The 17,737-nt window shown below is 43.7% G+C and carries 11 protein-coding genes; 6 read left to right on the top strand and 5 right to left on the bottom strand.

The features are described from left to right. Nucleotides 1-114: 114 nt before the first annotated feature. Nucleotides 115-1,683, top strand: a complete 1,569-nt coding sequence (locus DP117_RS13305; protein ID WP_169218785.1) for an IS66 family transposase — start codon at nucleotides 115-117, stop codon at nucleotides 1,681-1,683. 1,396 nt (nucleotides 1,684-3,079) lie between these two features. On the opposite strand, the gene apcB is transcribed toward DP117_RS13305, so the two are convergent. After that, nucleotides 3,080-3,589, bottom strand: coding sequence for an allophycocyanin subunit beta (gene apcB / locus DP117_RS13310; protein ID WP_169218786.1), 510 nt, complete (start codon nucleotides 3,587-3,589; stop codon nucleotides 3,080-3,082). 363 nt (nucleotides 3,590-3,952) lie between these two features. On the opposite strand from apcB, the gene glnA reads away from it, so the two are divergent. Further along, nucleotides 3,953-5,368 carry a type I glutamate--ammonia ligase gene (gene glnA / locus DP117_RS13315; protein ID WP_169218787.1) on the top strand — a complete coding sequence of 472 codons (1,416 nt, stop codon included), beginning with the start codon at nucleotides 3,953-3,955 and terminating at the stop codon, nucleotides 5,366-5,368. Nucleotides 5,369-5,703: 335 nt separating this feature from the next. On the opposite strand, the gene DP117_RS13320 is transcribed toward glnA, so the two are convergent. After that, complete coding sequence (locus DP117_RS13320; RefSeq protein ID WP_169218788.1) at nucleotides 5,704-5,904, bottom strand: hypothetical protein; 201 nt, start codon at nucleotides 5,902-5,904, stop codon at nucleotides 5,704-5,706. Between the two features lie 639 nt (nucleotides 5,905-6,543). Between DP117_RS13320 and DP117_RS13325 the strand changes: the two genes are divergently transcribed. Next, the gene (locus DP117_RS13325; RefSeq protein WP_169218789.1) at nucleotides 6,544-7,443 is read left to right on the top strand and encodes a ferritin-like domain-containing protein; all 900 of its coding nucleotides are present in this window, start codon (nucleotides 6,544-6,546) and stop codon (nucleotides 7,441-7,443) included. A 432-nt stretch (nucleotides 7,444-7,875) separates the two neighbouring features. On the opposite strand, the gene DP117_RS13330 is transcribed toward DP117_RS13325, so the two are convergent. The 3 genes from DP117_RS13330 to DP117_RS13340 all read right to left on the bottom strand — a co-directional run bounded on the left by DP117_RS13330 (nucleotide 7,876) and on the right by DP117_RS13340 (nucleotide 11,222). Continuing rightward, a complete protein-coding gene (locus tag DP117_RS13330; protein WP_169218790.1) occupies nucleotides 7,876-8,088 on the bottom strand; it encodes a hypothetical protein in 213 nt (70 codons plus the stop codon). Nucleotides 8,089-8,181: 93 nt separating this feature from the next. After that, a complete protein-coding gene (locus DP117_RS13335) occupies nucleotides 8,182-9,957 on the bottom strand; it encodes an FAD-dependent oxidoreductase (protein WP_169218791.1) in 1,776 nt (591 codons plus the stop codon). Nucleotides 9,958-10,232: 275 nt separating this feature from the next. Continuing rightward, nucleotides 10,233-11,222 carry a Rieske 2Fe-2S domain-containing protein gene (locus tag DP117_RS13340; protein ID WP_169218792.1) on the bottom strand — a complete coding sequence of 330 codons (990 nt, stop codon included), beginning with the start codon at nucleotides 11,220-11,222 and terminating at the stop codon, nucleotides 10,233-10,235. A gap of 143 nt (nucleotides 11,223-11,365) precedes the next feature. Here DP117_RS13340 and DP117_RS13345 point away from each other — a divergent pair, with 143 nt between their 5' ends. From DP117_RS13345 to DP117_RS13355, 3 genes are all read left to right on the top strand, one after another. Continuing rightward, complete coding sequence (locus tag DP117_RS13345; protein ID WP_169218793.1) at nucleotides 11,366-12,004, top strand: TetR/AcrR family transcriptional regulator; 639 nt, start codon at nucleotides 11,366-11,368, stop codon at nucleotides 12,002-12,004. A 148-nt stretch (nucleotides 12,005-12,152) separates the two neighbouring features. Further along, a complete protein-coding gene (locus DP117_RS13350) occupies nucleotides 12,153-13,823 on the top strand; it encodes an AAA-like domain-containing protein (RefSeq protein ID WP_169218794.1) in 1,671 nt (556 codons plus the stop codon). Further along, the gene (locus DP117_RS13355) at nucleotides 13,823-17,653 is read left to right on the top strand and encodes an AAA-like domain-containing protein (protein WP_169218795.1); all 3,831 of its coding nucleotides are present in this window, start codon (nucleotides 13,823-13,825) and stop codon (nucleotides 17,651-17,653) included. The genes DP117_RS13350 and DP117_RS13355 overlap by 1 nt, the downstream gene beginning before the upstream one ends. The last annotated feature ends 84 nt before the right edge of the window (nucleotides 17,654-17,737 follow it).

A 17,737-nucleotide genomic window follows, 5' to 3' on the forward strand; every position in this document is an offset into this window, starting at 1 on the left:
GTAACCTTTCACACCCCCGCATTTAGTGCATGAAAATTAGCCAGTTAGCACGTAAGTAAAGAATTTCCGGCTCTAAAGATGGTAATGTAAGGCTTGACAGGCACTTGAGACTTCATGAATCGACTGAGTAAAGATGACCGATCACAAATGAGCCGGGACTACTTCCAATCTCTGGACAAGGAGAAGTTGGTGGAAGTAGCAGGTAATCTCCACGCCTTTGCAGTCGAACAATTAGAGCGATTAGAGCAGAATTCAAACAATAGTTCCAGACCGCCATCATCAGACAGCCCCTTCCTTAAGGAAGCAGCAGAGTTTGACTGTGGAAAGACACAGACAGCCAATCAGCATAAACATCTAACTGATACTGAAGACCTTGAGAGTGAGAAAGTTGAGGAAAAGCAAAAACAGAAGTCTATAGCTCAAGGGTTTGGGAAGCGATTGCCTTCGGCAGAGCTTCGCTTAACGCCGGGAAAGCAACCAGGAGCTAGGGGGATGTGGCGGACAACGCCCTTAGTTCCAAAGATCACGATTCCTCATTATCCAGAAAATTGTGCTGCCTGCAATGCCGAACTGACAATAACATCAGACAACAAACCCTATATGGGGTATTACGTCCTGGAACTAGAAAAACAGGAATCTGGTGTTGAGGTGATTTGCCAACTTCATCATTACTACTCAGCCACCTGTGAGTGTGGACACCATACCAAAGCTCTTCCTGGGTTTGGGTATGTGTCTGTAGTTTCGGGAAGGAGCAAAGATTTGCAATTACAGGAGTACGGACTAGTCGGACCGATGCTAGTCTCCTTCATCGCCAGCCTTGCGGTGCGCTACCGGATGTCCCGACCCAAGATTCAAGAATTCTTACTTGAGTGGGTAAGTGTGGAACTAAGTATTGGCACTCTAGACCGCTGCATTCGAGAAGCAGGGATTGCTTGCGCCCCAGTAGTTAAGCAGTTGCTTTGTGAATTGCAAGCAGCAGAAGTGATCCATATCGATGAAACACCCTGGTACGAAAAGGGGAAATTGTGTTGGTTATGGGTGGCAATTACCAACACAATTGCGGTGTACCATATCGGTAGTCGCAGAAAAGAAGAATTGCTGCACCTGATAAGTAGCGCTTTTATCGGTTGGTTAGTCACCGATGGTTATGGAGCCTATAGCAGTTATGAAAAACGCCAGCACTGTCTGGCACACTTGATTCGCAAAGCGATCGCCCTGACCCAGGTTGTAAATAAAGAAGCTTCAGATTTAGGACAGTGGCTTCTAGAAGAGTTGAGGGAATTAATACAAACCCTCTCCTCTGGCGACGGGGATAACAGCGATGACCCAGTCCCCGGTCGCCTCTACCGGGTCTGCCTCCTGGGTCGCGCCGCAGAACATCCCAAATTAAAAGCTCTAGCACAAGAGATTTTAAGGGATTGGGATGCTGTAGTTGCGTTTGTCTATCATCCAGGATTGCCACCTACCAATAATGAAGCTGAACGTGCTCTAAGACATGCAGTCATTGCACGACGGATTAGCTATGGTACACGTACCTCCGAAGGCAGTCTGGCTTATTGTTCTCTATTAAGCGTGATTGAAACCTGTCGGTTGAGAAAAGTCGATCCTTGGTATTACATTGCCCAAGTAATTGCTTTAGGCCGCAAAGGAATATTACCTCCTCTGATTTCCGTTGCTCTTTAAGTTGCTGCGCTATGGGGGGGGGAGAGTGAAAAGTTACGTGAGCCTCTGCAAACCTCATTGCATTTGAAGTTCACGCCCCAAATCGGCTTGCTCCACTGTCTGTTTATGCAAATACCCCGCCACGCAGGTTTTTAGAGTAGGACTTACGCACGCTCTCAAAAGGGACATCATATGTAGAACGTAATTTGGTCGTTCCAGACTTTTGAGAATTACCACCAGATGAGTGGCGATAAGCCGGAGGCTTGACGCAAAGCGTATCGCGCTCAAGATTATCCAAAAATCAGGTTTGAATGCCCCAAACCCATACCCCATATTTGGTATTTCGTGCTCAAAAGTAAGTCCTATAGAGTAGATACGGTTTGTCAGTTGCGTGGCTACGATATCCGCTAGGGTGTAATAGATGAAAACTATTGATAAAAGTCTATGTTAATCACAAATAATTAGGTTTAAACTTATATATTAAATTATCATGAAATTTAGTCCAGCTCAAAGATTTGCAGATTTTGAATTGCCGATGATTGATATCGAACAGAATCTATGCCAAGATACACATCGTTCGACTTGAATATGAACTACCTACGGACTTTGCTTCGGCACCGCTTCATTAGACCTCTTGCAAAAGTCAGAGATCATAAAATGGGAGAGCTTTAAATATTGAAAACTATGCGCGGATGGCGTTCGCCGTGCCTAGACACCGACGGATAACCGCTCCCATGCTCCGGTTGAAGTGTCAATTAAAACCTACGTCATAAGTTGTCTAGGTTTTGAATAGCAGTTTTACTCATAAAGCTCAAAAAAGAGAGTTTAGGCATCCTCCACGGGGGATTATTCGGAGAAACTGAGAGTTAGCGATCTGCAAAACGCTCATGCGCTCGCGCTTTGCGCTCGTAAGGCAAGCGTTAGCGCAGGCCCCCTAAGGGGCTAGCGATCGCCGATTACCCTATTTCTGACCGGAATGCATCATTCTCAACAAGACCTAAAAAACCGGGTTTCTAAACGGAAAATTAAGGTTTTAAAACAGTCAACAGTGAACAGTGAACAGTGAACAGTAAACAATAAACAATAAACAATAAACAAAAAATCTGCTTGACAACTGACAACTGGTAACTGATACTGCGCTTCCTTGATAACTGATAACTGATAACTGGTAACTGTTAAAGTGTTGTCGTTCTCAACAAACCCGCGCTTTTTGACCTTGGTGCAAGATATAAGATTTGATCAAGGAAGTTGAGTGACAGCCGGACGACACGCCGCTTAAACTCGGATACATGCAAAAGCAGCTTTGCGCTTCAGAAAAAAGCGAGTTTCCTTGAGGAGACTCGCTTTTTTAAACCAACAGAGCAACTCAAACCAGTTATCAGTTATCTGTTATCAGTTATTGAGCAACTGATAACTGTTAAACATCTTTTTCGCTGAACTCTGCACTCATGTGGTCAAATGGCTCATCGATAAAAGAAGTATCTGTCAAACCTGCAGCAGCTGCTTGCCCTTTTGCAATATCCTTCATAATCTGGATACCACGAACCGTTGGACCAATGGGTACTCCTAAAGAATTGTAAGTTTCCCGTAGCCCTTGCAGCACCCGTTCATCTAACACATCCATACTCCCAGCAACGAGAGCATAGGTAGCATAACGTAGGTAGTAGTCCATATCGCGCAGACAAGCTGCATAACGACGAGTTGTGTAAGCATTTCCACCTGGGCGAATCAACTCTGGTAGTTCTTCAAACAGTTGAGAACCAGCCTGCTTGACAATTGCTGCCGCATTTGAATTGATAGCTGCTGCTGCTTGCACACGTGCCGTACCGCTTTCAAAGTAAGACTTGAGGCTGTCAATGGCATTCCGGTCGAAATACCGGCCTGCAACGTCATAATTCTTAATTAAGCTGGTTACTGCATCCCGCATTTCTTTTTCTCCTAATCAATCCTTTCTATGGTTTGATATTAATTTGACTACTTTTAGCAAGCTGCAACCTTAAAGTGCCTCTTGTAAAAAAAGCCCCAGCACAAAAACAATCTATAGCGCTAATTATGGATTCTATGCCAAAGTTGACCCCTACGAGATAACTGTCTACTTTTGTGAAACTAGTTAAGGAAAGGTTAAATATAACCTTTTGACCTAATCTTTTGTTACAAAAGATACAAAATAATCCAATTTTAAATATTTACGATATTTCAGGTGTCTCATAGATTTGGATTTACAAGCAGGTCATCATGCATTGAGCGCTCAGGTCTTACTATTAAAAAATCGGCAGATTAAGGAGTAACCATGACAACCCCACAAGAAGTTCTGAAGTTGATTCAGGACAACAACATTCAGATGATTGATCTGAAATTCATCGATATGCCAGGAATCTGGCAGCACCTCACGGTTTTCCACAACCAAATCGATGAGAGTTCCTTTACAGACGGCGTACCTTTCGACGGTTCTAGTATCCGGGGTTGGAAAGCCATCAATGAATCAGACATGGCGATGGTACTCGATCCAAACACTGCCTGGATCGACCCTTTCATGCAAGAACCAACTCTCTCGATCATTTGTAGCATCAAGGAACCACGGACAGACGAGTGGTACAGCCGTTGTCCCCGTGTTATTGCCCAAAAAGCAATAGATTACTTAGTCTCCACTGGTCTTGGTGATACAGCGTTCTTTGGTCCGGAAGCTGAATTCTTCATTTTTGATGATGTCCGCTTTGACCAAACAGCGCAGCAGGGCTACTACTACGTAGACTCAGTTGAGGGTCGTTGGAATTCTGGCAGACAAGAAGGTCCGAACCTGGGTTACAAACCTCCTTACAAACAAGGCTACTTCCCAGTTCCCCCTACGGATACTTTCCAAGATATTCGTACAGAAATGTTGCTGACAATGGCAAAGTGCGGAGTACCAATTGAAAAGCAGCACCACGAAGTCGCCACAGGTGGACAGTGTGAATTGGGCTTCCGCTTTGGTAAGTTAATTGAAGCCGCCGACTGGCTGTTGACTTACAAATATGTCATCAAGAACGTAGCCAAGAAGTATGGCAAGACTGTCACCTTCATGCCTAAGCCAATTTTTGGCGATAACGGTTCTGGAATGCATACCCACCAGTCCATTTGGAAAGATGGTCAACCCCTGTTTGCTGGAGATAAATACGCTGGCTTGAGTGAAATGGCGTTGCACTACATTGGCGGTATCCTCAAGCATGCACCAGCACTGCTGGCAATTACTAACCCTACCACCAACTCTTACAAGCGCTTGGTACCTGGGTATGAAGCACCTGTAAACTTGGCTTACTCCCAAGGTAACCGTTCTGCTTCTATCCGCATTCCTTTGTCTGGTACTAACCCCAAAGCTAAGCGTTTAGAGTTCCGCTGTCCTGATGCGACTTCTAACCCCTACCTGGCATTTGCTGCTATGCTGTGTGCTGGAATAGATGGGATTAAGAACAAGATCGACCCAGGTGAACCTCTGGATAAGAATATTTACGAACTCTCTCCAGAAGAACTCGCGAAAGTTCCTTCAACTCCAGGTTCTCTGGAACTGGCATTAGAAGCGCTGGAGAAAGACCACGCTTTCTTAACAGAATCAGGTGTGTTCACTGAGGATTTGATTGAAACTTGGATTTCCTACAAGCTGGATAATGAAGTCAACCCCATGCGGTTACGTCCTCATCCCTACGAATTTGCTCTTTATTACGATGTTTAATTGAGGACAGTCGTAAGGCAGGTTTCCTGACCAAGATTCACAGGAGTGAACCAATACGGTTCAGTTAAGGGTAGGTCGTGTGCTTAGAAACCCGGTTTCTTTGAAAGTTACCGCGTTTCTGTTCGAGTGCTTATCCGAACCGTATTGAGGAGTGAATCGTCTGTTAGTGCCGTTTGAACAGGTAAAAACATAAGTTAAGCCACCCTCACAGAACGGGTGGCTTTTTTACAACTATTAAGCAAGAAAGCCTATGTCTATGGCTTGCACCACGATTTTTGGCCGTGGAATGAATTGTTAGCACATTCAGGATGACGTGGGATGACTGTACCGATGCTCTAGCTCATAGTCGCACTGCTGCGATCATAAGTTATGCGAGTGGTCGGATCAATTTTTCCTTGTATCGGGTTCCAGTAGTGAGAGACTTCTCCAGGAAGACCTAATTCCTCACCAGCACGCCCCAGCATTGATTGTTGACGATTCTTAATGAGCTGATAGTGACGCATCATCAAAGCACGAGCTTTTTCTTGAGTAGACATACCAAAGTCCTCCCTAGTAGTTTCAGCAATGTTATGATTGGCTAACTTTGCTTTCTTATAGTCTAGCAAAAATCTGTATCCAAATTTACAGAAAAATAGATTTTGAGAAAAATTAATATGTAGCAACCAGAAGCAAGAAGGATCGATTCACCAGTCGGGAACCCGAAGACCGGACTGGTGAACCACAGCACTATCCTCCCCAAGTTGAGCAATACCGCTCCTCGCGTCACCGAGTCTAACACGGAAAAAATGGGGACAAATTGGTCACTCGCTAGCCCCTAAGAGGGGCGCTACGCAAACGCTCAAATTCGCTCATTCGCTCATTCAAAATTAAGAACCACCAAAATAAATTTAGGGGCTTGAAACAAGGACGCCGTTTTCCGCACTTCGTGCCGCTCCGCTAACGCGCTATGCGTCTTTTGAAAACATTTTTTACATTCTCCATACCATAAGTTGGGGGCTTGTATCCTTTTCTTTTTCGGTCAATTGAGAAGTGCTTATCCGAACCGCATTGATGCCTGAATCAAACTGATTTATCAGACTTTTCTGCAAAGCTTGCTTGATGTGAAGAAAAGTTACTCCGGTTACAGATAACTTATGTAAGATTAATATTAGTTTACATAACTCTCACAAAAAGTTATGGCTGTTGCTTACCCACGGAAATTTCAAAACGCAATCGGTGCAAGGGAAATCTTGACACGAATTGTTGGCGATCAAGAAGCACATCTGGTCACTCTCAACCGCTATCGCTACAGCGAACAACGCAGTTGCAAAGACTTGACTGAAATTATTGAACGACTCAATGGACAGCCACCTCAACTGGTACGGGATTTATCTCACCATATTTCAGATGAAGCCCGTCATGCCATGTGGCTAACTGATTTGTTAGTGGAACTAGGAGCAAATGTAGGAACCCCTCCAGGTTCTTCCTACATTGATGAGTTTGAAAGGCTAATAGACCGTGAACAAAAAGATCCAAGCAAAGACCTTGAGGATTTTTTGATTTCAACCCTTGCTGCAATTAACGTAACTGAAAAACGCGGTTGTGAGTACTTCTCGGCACATATTTACACTCTCAAGCAAGCGCCACAAACCGAAGAAAACATCAAAATCCGCGAAACGATTGAGAAAATTCTTCCAGAGGAAGCAGGACACGTTCGCTGGGGTAACCGTTGGTTAGCACAATTAGCAGATAAAAGCCCAGAACATCGTCAAAAGGTTGAGCAAGCTAAGCTCAAATATGCTGCTATTGAACAAGCAGCCTTTGAAGCTGGGATGGATATTACTTTGGGTGCAGAACTGCGTAGAGTCGCCAACCTATTGGAAGTCGCAAACACACTGCCTGTATGGCAACGTCCTCAATACCTGATGGAACGCTTACCGCAGACTCTGTTGGCACCAGATTTGCAAATGACTCGCATTAATGTTGTTCAACGAATTTGGAAGCGAGATCCACAGGCATTGATGGAAAAGTTTGTGCCGATGTTTCTCAATGGTTTACAAGGGACGCGAGATCAGCGTCAGAAAAGAATATCATAGAACATTTGTTCTATATATGATGTATGTAGAGTGGGCAATGTCCACTCTATTTTTTTAGTAAAACCAACCCGAAGAGTTGTTTCATAATCAAGCCCAATTCAGGAGTGATGACAAAGGAGCATCTGTGCAAAAACCTTAAAGTCCACATCTGGTGCTCCCAGCCCCTGGAGCGAGCCCACCTGTAGTCTTAATGAAATGAAAAAGCATAATCTGTATGGCATTTTTATGCCAAACTAAGTACGGTGACTAGGTATACAGATACTTACGGACAGCAATTAAGAATAATTGCTTAGATTGACTGTATTTTTTCCCCAATATCTACACTAGAAGGGTGTGTAACATTTTTTTTGGAAAACACCCTGGTTGAGAGTACTTTGATTTCCTTTCTACAAAACAATTGTCACCCCAACAAATAGCATTGACTGACTGTCATTAAACAAGAGGATGTGTGCTCTTGATTTGTTGCACCAATTGTTTGCGACCACTACCCCTCCAGTCTTTGCGAGGTCTTTTGGTATTGCCAATTGCCGCCATCAACTCTTGTGACTCAGAGTTAGATACCTGTATGTCAGGTGCTTGGTTGTTAATCACTGCTAAGGAGCTAAACAACAATCCTGTGATGAAAAGTGAAATGGCAGCACGCATAATAAATGTCTATTTTGGAACTCTTCATTTCACTACTACTGAGTTTTATTTACTGCATCCGGAAAATTCCTTAAATAGTATTTTTTTTTACTGTTATTTTTTTTTGGATCTGCTGATGTTTTCAACTATCAACCAATTAAGCGCACGATTTATTCGACCCCAAATCGTAAGCAGTTGCTGATCACAAAAAGTTTGCAACGCCTCATTGATGTGGGATCGCAAAGTTACTATCTGCCAAGTATGCCCCCTATGTATACTTGGCGCAGTGATAGTAAATTTGTAATCTTGCTCAGATATATGGTGAAAGATGCCCTGGAAACAACAAGTGTCCTGTATGGTTACAGTGTTATCGCGATCAACGTCATAATATTGACGAGGCGATAAAAAAGGGCAGTTTCCATTAACTGGATAGAATTCTGGATCTTCTAAATAGTGCAGTTGCCAATGTAACCAATCCGGATCTTTTGGTAGCAAATTCAATAATGGAATCATTGCTGCAGGTGCATATTGATCCTGCAACAAAGCTTTTTGTAGAACTTTAACTGGCAGATTTCGGGGACTAACATTCAACTGGACACACAAAGCAGCAGCCATTCCTGCAGCTTGACCAATACCCATCACCACAGGCTGCAATCTGGTTGCTCCATTAGCGATATGAGAGACAGAAATGTTCTTCTCGCATACTAGTAAACCATCCGTTGCTATGGGAATTAGACAACCATAGGGAATTGTGAAAGGAGTTCCCGTCTTCCGTCCTCCCCAGCGCATTGATTTGGGTTGTACCTGGAACTCAACACCTGGATAATGATGGTCGTTGGGATAGTTTGCGATCGCTATTGTATCTGTATTTAAAGGTGCAACCTGACCTCCAGCTATAGGCAAAATATCTTGTTCTCGCACAGTCGTTAGTCCAACTACGCGGCGGCTTTCTCGGTAATAGGGGTGAAGGGCAAACGAGGAGTTAGGAAAGATATTGTGAGCTAAACCGTAGCGACGACCAAGCTGATTTTGAATAAAACAAGCAAAGTTTTGACTGTGCCAAAGGGATTCTTGGAGAAACTCACGCTTAGTTTCTTCTGTTTCTATTAATCGTCCTACACCATTACCGTAGTCATTGCCACGAATCGGCCAGTTAATCATAAATAGACCACCAGGCAAGCGTCCGTAATTTAAAAACTGTTCCGCACCGCAGCTATCCCAAGCGCCAACAAACTGTGATGAGTTGTTGTTAGGTGCATTTGGAATTTCTGGTGCAACTGCCTCACCAAAGTCTTGCATGATCACCACCCAAGTGGGGGCTTGCACTGGATATCTTTGTGTGAGATGATTAAAATTTGCTGGGGCACTTTGCTCTCTCCACTCAGAATGTAATTCCCAGCCCCAACGGTAAGGTATATCAGCCAAAGCTAAGACATCTCCTAGTTCCGTCGCGTCCAGAGTGATCTTGGCTTTGACAGTCAAATCTGCAAATCGGACGCCACAAACACAATTTCCCTCTTGGAAAACCTCTAATGGCACTTGTCCTGTTATCCAAAGCAAATTAGGCAATTCCTGAACCCAATCTGCAAAAATCTTTGCCCCAATACGCGGATCGTAACTAAAAAAGCTAACCCAGCAATTGTCTAATCCTCCCGGTTGTCTGTGCTGCAATTCTCGTAAAAATGCACCCCATAATCCTGTCTGAAAAGCTTCTAGTTCATTTCCATCCGGTGCAGACACTCCGGCGGAAGTCAGCATTCCTCCTAACCAAGGAAATTCACTCACAAGGATAGTTTTTGCTCCCCGTCGCGCCGCTTGAATCGCAGCAGCGGTTCCTCCTGTTCCTCCGCCGACAACTAAGACATCAGCTGTGTATGTTTGATGAAGCATTTTTGAACCTTACAAAAATAGTGCTAAGTACCGAGTACTCAAACACTATCTCAAAATAGATATATAGTAATCTTATTTAGTTTGTAAAAATCTATGTCATTCAGATTTCCCACTTTTTAGAGAAGTCGGAAATCTTCGTGTATACGAATGATTTAGAATTGCTATAATAGGTTGCACTTGAATGCAATAAATTAAGAAATAAGGAACTACTGATGTAGACGCAAAGCAGCTTTCTGCATGATACACAAATAATTCTGCGCTACAATTGCCATTTTTTACCGAGAGAAATTCGGTTCAACAACTATTGGAAAACTCTCAAAATTTCGCCGCACCCAATCCATACCAACTTCATTATTAAGCTTGATATGTTGAGGGGTGTTCGCATAAACTTTGCTTAAAATGTCAGCGTCTTGCTCCACAACAATATCTATCAGTCGCAGCAGATTTCGTTTAATCAAATGAGCAATGGGAATATGTGCTTTTATGAACATCAAAACGAAGACGCGGGAGCGATTTGGTGATTCTGGAATATAAAAATGACACTCTTTAAGACTGAGGATTGCATTCTCACCATGCATCACCGCCATGCATGGGAAAAAGTTTTCTAAATGAGCTTGAAGTACTTTTGGCATGACTATAAGAGCGGGATTTTTTAGAATGTCGCGAAGTGTCGGTTGCTTCCTGAACTGATCAATGTAGGCGTGGGAGTGAAATCCTTCATCGATGAACTGCTTCAACTGCACTTGTTCAATTTCAAATAACTCACGATGGGTTCCATTTTGGTGGTTGTAGTCGTGCATATTTAGCAGAAGGCTGAGGAAATCAGTTTTGATGCTGCAATCGCCTGTGAATCCAATAAACTCATACTCTGCTGCAATCTCATTCATAATTGTTGGGATAGGAATCTTCGCCTCATATCCACCGTAGGACCAAATAAAGTCGCCTTGAATCACTAACTCCAATGGTTCTATCAAAGATTTTGTTGGCTTGTTAGAACCTGGTAAAACTGTACAGCCAGATCCATCAAATTCCAACGCATGAAACGGGCAAACCACCACACTACTGCCATCTGGCTTGCTTACACACCATCCTTCCGAAAGCATGGCACCCATATGAGGGCAGGCATTTGGCAAGCAACTAATTTTACCTGTGCTGTCTTGCCAGAGAACGTAGTCATTGCCGTAGAGTGAAACCTTCACAGGTTGATTGGGCTTGAGCATCGAACGATGTGCCAACAGCCACGGTGTACCTTGGAGCATAATCATAAATACTTCTTCAAACTTACTAATTAATTAATAAGTTAAATGATGAGTGATTTTGTAGTCAAGCTTAAACTCAACGAAATAAGATATCTGTTGATACTATGAAAAAGCAAACGAGAGATTGTCATGCTGTGGTTTGAAAAGTCTTGACTAAGCGAGTTACCAAATCAGTTCGTCAAATTCGAGATGCGGATGTGACGCAGCAGCAGATTCTTGATGCTGCAGAAGTAGAGTTTGCTAGGCACGGTTTAAAAGGTGCCCGGTTGAGTGCGATCGCAACTCGTGCCTGCATTACAACTGCCACAATTCATTACTACTTCGAGAATAAAGAGGGCTTATACAAAGCGGTGTTGCAGCGCCCAGTTGATGAAGTTCAGGCAATGGTTAGTCAACTCAATCTCGACCATTTGCCGCCCGAAGACGCACTTGAGTATATCATTCGGACTGCGATCGCCTACGAAGCGACCAATCCCCATCGTCAGATGCTGTGGTTTCAAGAAGCGAGTCAAAATCAAGGCTTGTATTTCAAGCAAGCCAATGTGTCAAGTCTACACGAACACCTTCTCAAAGTTCTTGAGCGAGGTATGGCACAGGGGTGTTTTCGTCCACTCGATCCATTTTTAACGCTGACGCATATTCTCAGCGTTTGTATTTTCTATTTTACTGTCCATGAAAACTGGAAACACCTGACTCCTGAGATTAATCGCCTCAGTCCAGAGATGGTAGAAAAGCATACTGAGGCAGCAATCAAATTTACTTTAGCAGGTGTGAAGAAAACTGCATGAACTCGTTGACTGCTTACGGATACAAAATGATACTGAATAACTGTTAAAAATTTCCTGTTTCAAAGATTTGCTGTCAGTAATTTATTAAAAATATGATGTAGTTAAATGTGTTTCACAAAAAAGCCCGTGTTCAAGAGTTAATCAAGCCGTGAAAAAAATCCTGATTTTGTCAGCCAATCCCCAGAATACAGACAAGCTACGTCTGGATGAAGAAGTGCGGGAAATTCAGGCTGGGCTGGAACGCGCTAAAAATCGGGAGAAGTTTGAAGTCATCTCTAGATGGGCGTTGCGTCCTGACGATTTGCGCCGTGCGCTTTTGGATTTCGAGCCTGAAATTGTTCACTTTTCTGGACATGGGGCAGGAAATCAGGGCTTAGCGTTGGAAAATAATGCGGGAAACACGCAACTGGTGAGTACAGAGTCACTGGCAAAGCTATTTAAGTTATTTAAGGACAAAGTTGAGTGTGTCTTATTAAATGCCTGCTATTCAGAAGCGCAAGCTGAGGCAATTTACCAACATGTTAACTGCGTAGTTGGTATGAATCAGGCGATTGGGGATAGGGCTGCTATAGAGTTTGCAGTCGGATTTTACGACGCGTTGGGCGCTGGTAGATCCTATGAAGATGCTTATGAATTTGGTTGTAGTGCTATTGATTTAGAGGGTATTCCAGAGTTTTCAACTCCAGTGCTAAAAAGCAGGAAGACAACAAAAGATTCATCAATAATAAACAAAGAGATTTTTTACCAAGAGCTAAAACCAAACGAGATAGTAAAGACACAAACCGTTTCAGTAGTTGTCCCAGAAGATCCAGAAGGTCAAGTACCGCTAGATTCTGCATTTTATATTGAACGTCCACCAATTGAAGCAGATTGTTACGAAACGATTCTCAAACCTGGTGCTCTGATTCGGGTCAAAGCTCCTCGGCAAATGGGCAAAACTTCATTAATGACGCGGATTTTGCACCATGCGACTGGGCATGGTTATCAAGCAGCATCGTTGAACTTCCAGTCAGCAGATGCAGAATTTCTCAACAGCTTGGAGCAGTTCTTGCAGTGGTTTTGTGCCAGCACTACCTACGAACTCAATCTACCAGATAAGTTAAGCGACTATTGGAAAGGTGGTATTCTGGGTAGCAAGAACAAATGTACAAATTACTTTCAGCGGTATTTGTTATCCGAGATTAACAGTCCAATTGCTTTGGGATTGGATGAAGTCGATGAAGTCTTCAAGCATCCCCAAATTGCTGCTGATTTTTTTGGGCTGCTGCGAGCATGGCATGAGCGAGCAAAAAATGAGCCAATCTGGAAAAAGCTGAGGCTGGTGATTGTTCATTCCAAAGAAGTTTACATCCCGCTCAACATTAATCAGTCCCCCTTCAACGTTGGCTTACCAGTTGAGTTGCCAGACTTGAATCAGGCACAAGTGCAAGAACTGGTACAGCGTCACGGACTTCAGTGGACTCAAGAACAACTAGAACAACTGATGATGCTTGTGGATGGACATCCTTACTTGGTGCGGGTGGCTTTGTATCAAATTGCTCGTGGTAGGATGACTTTACAAAAGTTAAAGCAAGTCGCGCCTACAGAGGAAGGACCATTATGTGACCACCTACGCCGCCACCTGCGAAATTTAGAAGAGGATGCAGAGTTGCTGGCTGCGGTTCAACTAGTTATGACATCAGATACACCAGTGGATGTTGGTTCTGTGGAGGCGTTTAAGCTCCGGAGTATGGGAATCATCAAGTTTCAGGGCAATAAGGTGATGCCTTTGTGTGATTTGTATCGTCAGTACTTTCGCGATCGCCTAGAGGTTAGCTGATGAACACTGCACCTGACTCAGCCTACGAATATCAAGTCGGTGGCAGTTTACCAGTTTATGCTCCCACCTACGTCAGGCGACAAGCTGATGAAGACCTCTACAAGAACTTGAAGAAAGGAGAGTTCTGTTACGTCCTCAACTCCCGGCAGATGGGGAAATCGAGCTTGCGGGTGCAGGTGATGCAACAGTTGCAATCAGAGGGAGTCGCCTGTGCTGCTATTGATATTACTGCTATTGGCACCGCAGATATTACCCCAGAGCAATGGTATGCCGGGATGATTGATAGTCTCGTAGGAAGTTTGAATCTTTACACCATATTTGATTTAGAAATTTGGTGGTCAGATAACAGTTTGCTTTCTCCAGTTCAGCGATTAAGCAAGTTTATTGAAACAGTTTTAATCCAAGACATTACTGAGAGAATAGTTATATTCATTGATGAAATTGACAGCATTCTTAGTCTCCAGTTCAATCTTGATGACTTTTTTGCAGTCATCCGGGAGTGCTACAATCGTCGGGCAGATAAACCTGCTTATAACCGCTTAACCTTTGCCTTGATTGGAGTGTCTACGCCATCAGACCTGATTCAAGACAAAAGGCGGACACCATTTAATATCGGTTGTGCAATTAACTTGAGCGGCTTCCAAGTACAAGAGGCGCAACCGCTAGCACGAGGACTAGCGGCGGTGGGAAATCCCCAAGTTTTGATGCAAACAGTGCTGGACTGGACTGGAGGACAGCCGTTTTTGACGCAAAAAGTTTGTAAGTTAGTGCTGAGTGCAGGTGCTGCTAACATTCGCATAGGAGAGGAAGTAGCTTGGGTAGAACGTCTGGTGCAAGAACGAGTTATTGAGAACTGGGAAGCGCAGGACGAACCAGAACATCTAAAAACGATACGCGATCGCATCTTATGCAGTGGTGATCAACGTACTGGAAGACTACTAGGGTTGTGTCAGCAAATTTTGCAACAGGGAGAGATAGCAGCCGATGACAGCCCAGAACAAACAGAACTAAGGCTGACAGGATTGGTGGTGAAGCGTGATAGCAAGTTACGAATTTATAACCTTATTTATGCGGAGGTGTTTAACCAGGAATGGTGTGATAAGCAACTGGCAAAATTGCGTCCCTATGCTGATACACTGGATGCTTGGGTAAACTCCGACCGTCAGGATGAGTCGCGCTTGCTGCGAGGACAGGCTTTACAGGATGCTCAGGAATGGTCAGTAGGTAAAAGTTTGAGCGATTTGGATTATCAGTTCTTAGCTGCTAGTCAGGAGTTAGATAAGCGAGACGTTCAAAAAAGACTGCAAGCAGAAGAACGGGCAAAGCAAGTTTTGGAAAGAGCAAATCGCAAAGCAAATCGACGGATTCGTATTGGCTTTGTGGTATTAGGGGTGACTTTGGCAGGCGCAGTTGCATCGGGAATATTTGCTCAATGGAGTACTCAACAAGCAAACGCTGCTAAAGAAAAACAAAAAAATACCGAGGCACAAATTAATAAGATTATCAAAGAAAAAGATTTGGCATCAACAGGAGTAGAAATGGCTAAGGCAGTTTTAAAAAAAGCGAAACAAGAAACTAACAAAATTCGCTCAGAAAATCAACACATATTGAAAGAAGTAGCAACTGCCAAGGCAGATTTCAAAAAAGCGAAACAAGAAACTAACAAAACTCGCTTACAAAATCAGCAAATATCAGCAGAAAACCAGCGAATATCTAAACAAGCAGAAAATGCAGAAGAAAGACGCAATGCAGCAGAAGCTAAAGCTAAAGAAGCCCAAAAAACCTTCAAGCAAGCCCAAAGAGACCTTCAAGCCGTGCAACTAGAGCAAGCTGGAATTAAAGCTTTACAACAGTTTGAGTCTGGTGAAGGTATAGAGGCTCTGCTGTTAGCAATTGACAGCGGACAAAAGTTACAGAAATTGCTGAAAGAGGGAACTTTGGCAACCTACCCAAACTCTGTTCTGGTTGCTCTACAAACGATTCTAGATAATCCTAAAGAACAGAATCGGCTATCTGGTCACCAAAGAGTAGTCAACACCACAAGTTTCAGTCCTAATGGGCAACTGATAGCTACAGCAGGAGCAGACGGTATAGTTAAAATATGGAATCAGTCCGGAGAACTACAAACTCAGTGGCAAGCCCACCAAGGTGAGATTGATGTTTTGCAATTTGCTCCAGATGGACAGCACCTTGCAACAACTACGAAAAACAATACTGTACAACTCTGGAATATTTCTGGAAAGCAACTAGCTAAATGGCAGGTTCCCCAAATTAGCAGTGTGAGTTTTAGCTCAGTTAAGAATATCCTAGCCACAGGAGGACATGATAGTAAAATTCGGCTGTGGGACTGGTCAGGAAAACAGCTAGCTCAGTTGAATGGTAATCAACAGGCTGTTTACAGCGTAAATTTTAGCCCTGATGGGCAACACTTGGTTACGACAGGAGAAGATAAAATCCTACTTTGGGATCTCTCTACACAGCAATCAATTACATTGGTGGAAAAATCATCCGGAAGTGCAGCTTTTAGCCCTGATGGACAACGCATAGCTGCTTCAGACGGAGATGGTGTAGCACGAATTTGGAATCTTTCAGGGAAGCAGCTAGAGGAATTTGATGTCGGCAACGGGATCTGGATCAGTAGCATCAGTTTTAGTCCAGATGGACAGCGTTTGATGACGGCAGGAGGGAAATCTGTGCAAATTTGGGATTTATCAAAACCTCAAATCCGTTTATTTACAAAGTTCAATTCGATAATTGGTGTTAAGCAAGCAAGGCTTAGCCCTGATGGAAAGCGTATTCTAATATTATCCGCAAGTGATATAGCCCGAATTTGGAAACCGTCAGAAAGGCAAAAAATTTTACTGAAAAGTGAGTGGGGTATCAGAGATGCAACTTTTAGCCCTGATGGAAAGCGAATTGCCACAGCAGGACAGGACAACACAGTTCGGCTTTGGGACTATCTATCAGGCAAGCAACTGGCTGTATTAAACGGGCACACATGGCACGTTGAGAGAGTAGACTTTAGTCCAAATGGTGAGTATTTAGCCAGCACCTCACGAGATGGCACAGTCCGCTTGTGGAATCTCTCTTCCCAGCAACCGATTGCTTCATTGAAAGGGTATCAGAACGGAGGTGGAGATGTTGATTTTAGTCCAAATGGGCTGCTAATTGCTACTGCTAGCCAAGATGGTACTCGACTGTGGAATCTTACAGGGAAGGAGCTAGCTTTACTGCAAGGACATATAGGAGGAAGAGTTAATCGTGTCAGATTCAGCCCTAATGGGGAACAACTAGCAACAGCTGGAGCCGATGGCACTGTCAGACTGTGGAACATTGCTTCTAGAAAGCAACTCGTCTCACTTGAAGGCCATCACGGAGATATTTTTCGTGTCAGATTCAGCCCTAATGGGGAACAACTAGCAACAGCTGGAGCCGATGGCACTGTCAGACTGTGGAACCTTTCCTCAAAGCAGCATTTGGTTTTGAAGGGACATCAAGGTTACGTTTATAGCGTGAATTTTAGCCCTGATGGAAAAAGCATAGCCAGCGCGGGGGAAGATAGTATAGTCAGGGTGTGGAATCTTTTTGGTCAGCAATTAACACAGTTTTATACTCACCAGTATGATATCTGGAGTGTAAAGTTTACTCCTGATGGGCAAAGTCTTGTAACAGCCGGACAAGATGGCACAGTACGGTTGTGGAAGTTGGAGGGATTCAATAATCTAGATAAACTGCTTGAGCGAAGTTGTCAGTCGCTCAAAGATTACCTTGCTAGCAATCCTAAAGGGCAGCATCCCAAATGTGTAAGTTATATTAAACCCAGGTTATGAATTGTCATTGCGAGCACAACGTAGTGAGACCAGCGCTGCAGGAGGGTTTCCCTCACTTGGCGACTGGCGTTAGCCTTTGGCGTG

It is taken from the genome of Brasilonema sp. UFV-L1, from assembly GCF_012912105.1.
Classification (GTDB): Bacteria; Cyanobacteriota; Cyanobacteriia; order Cyanobacteriales; family Nostocaceae; genus Brasilonema.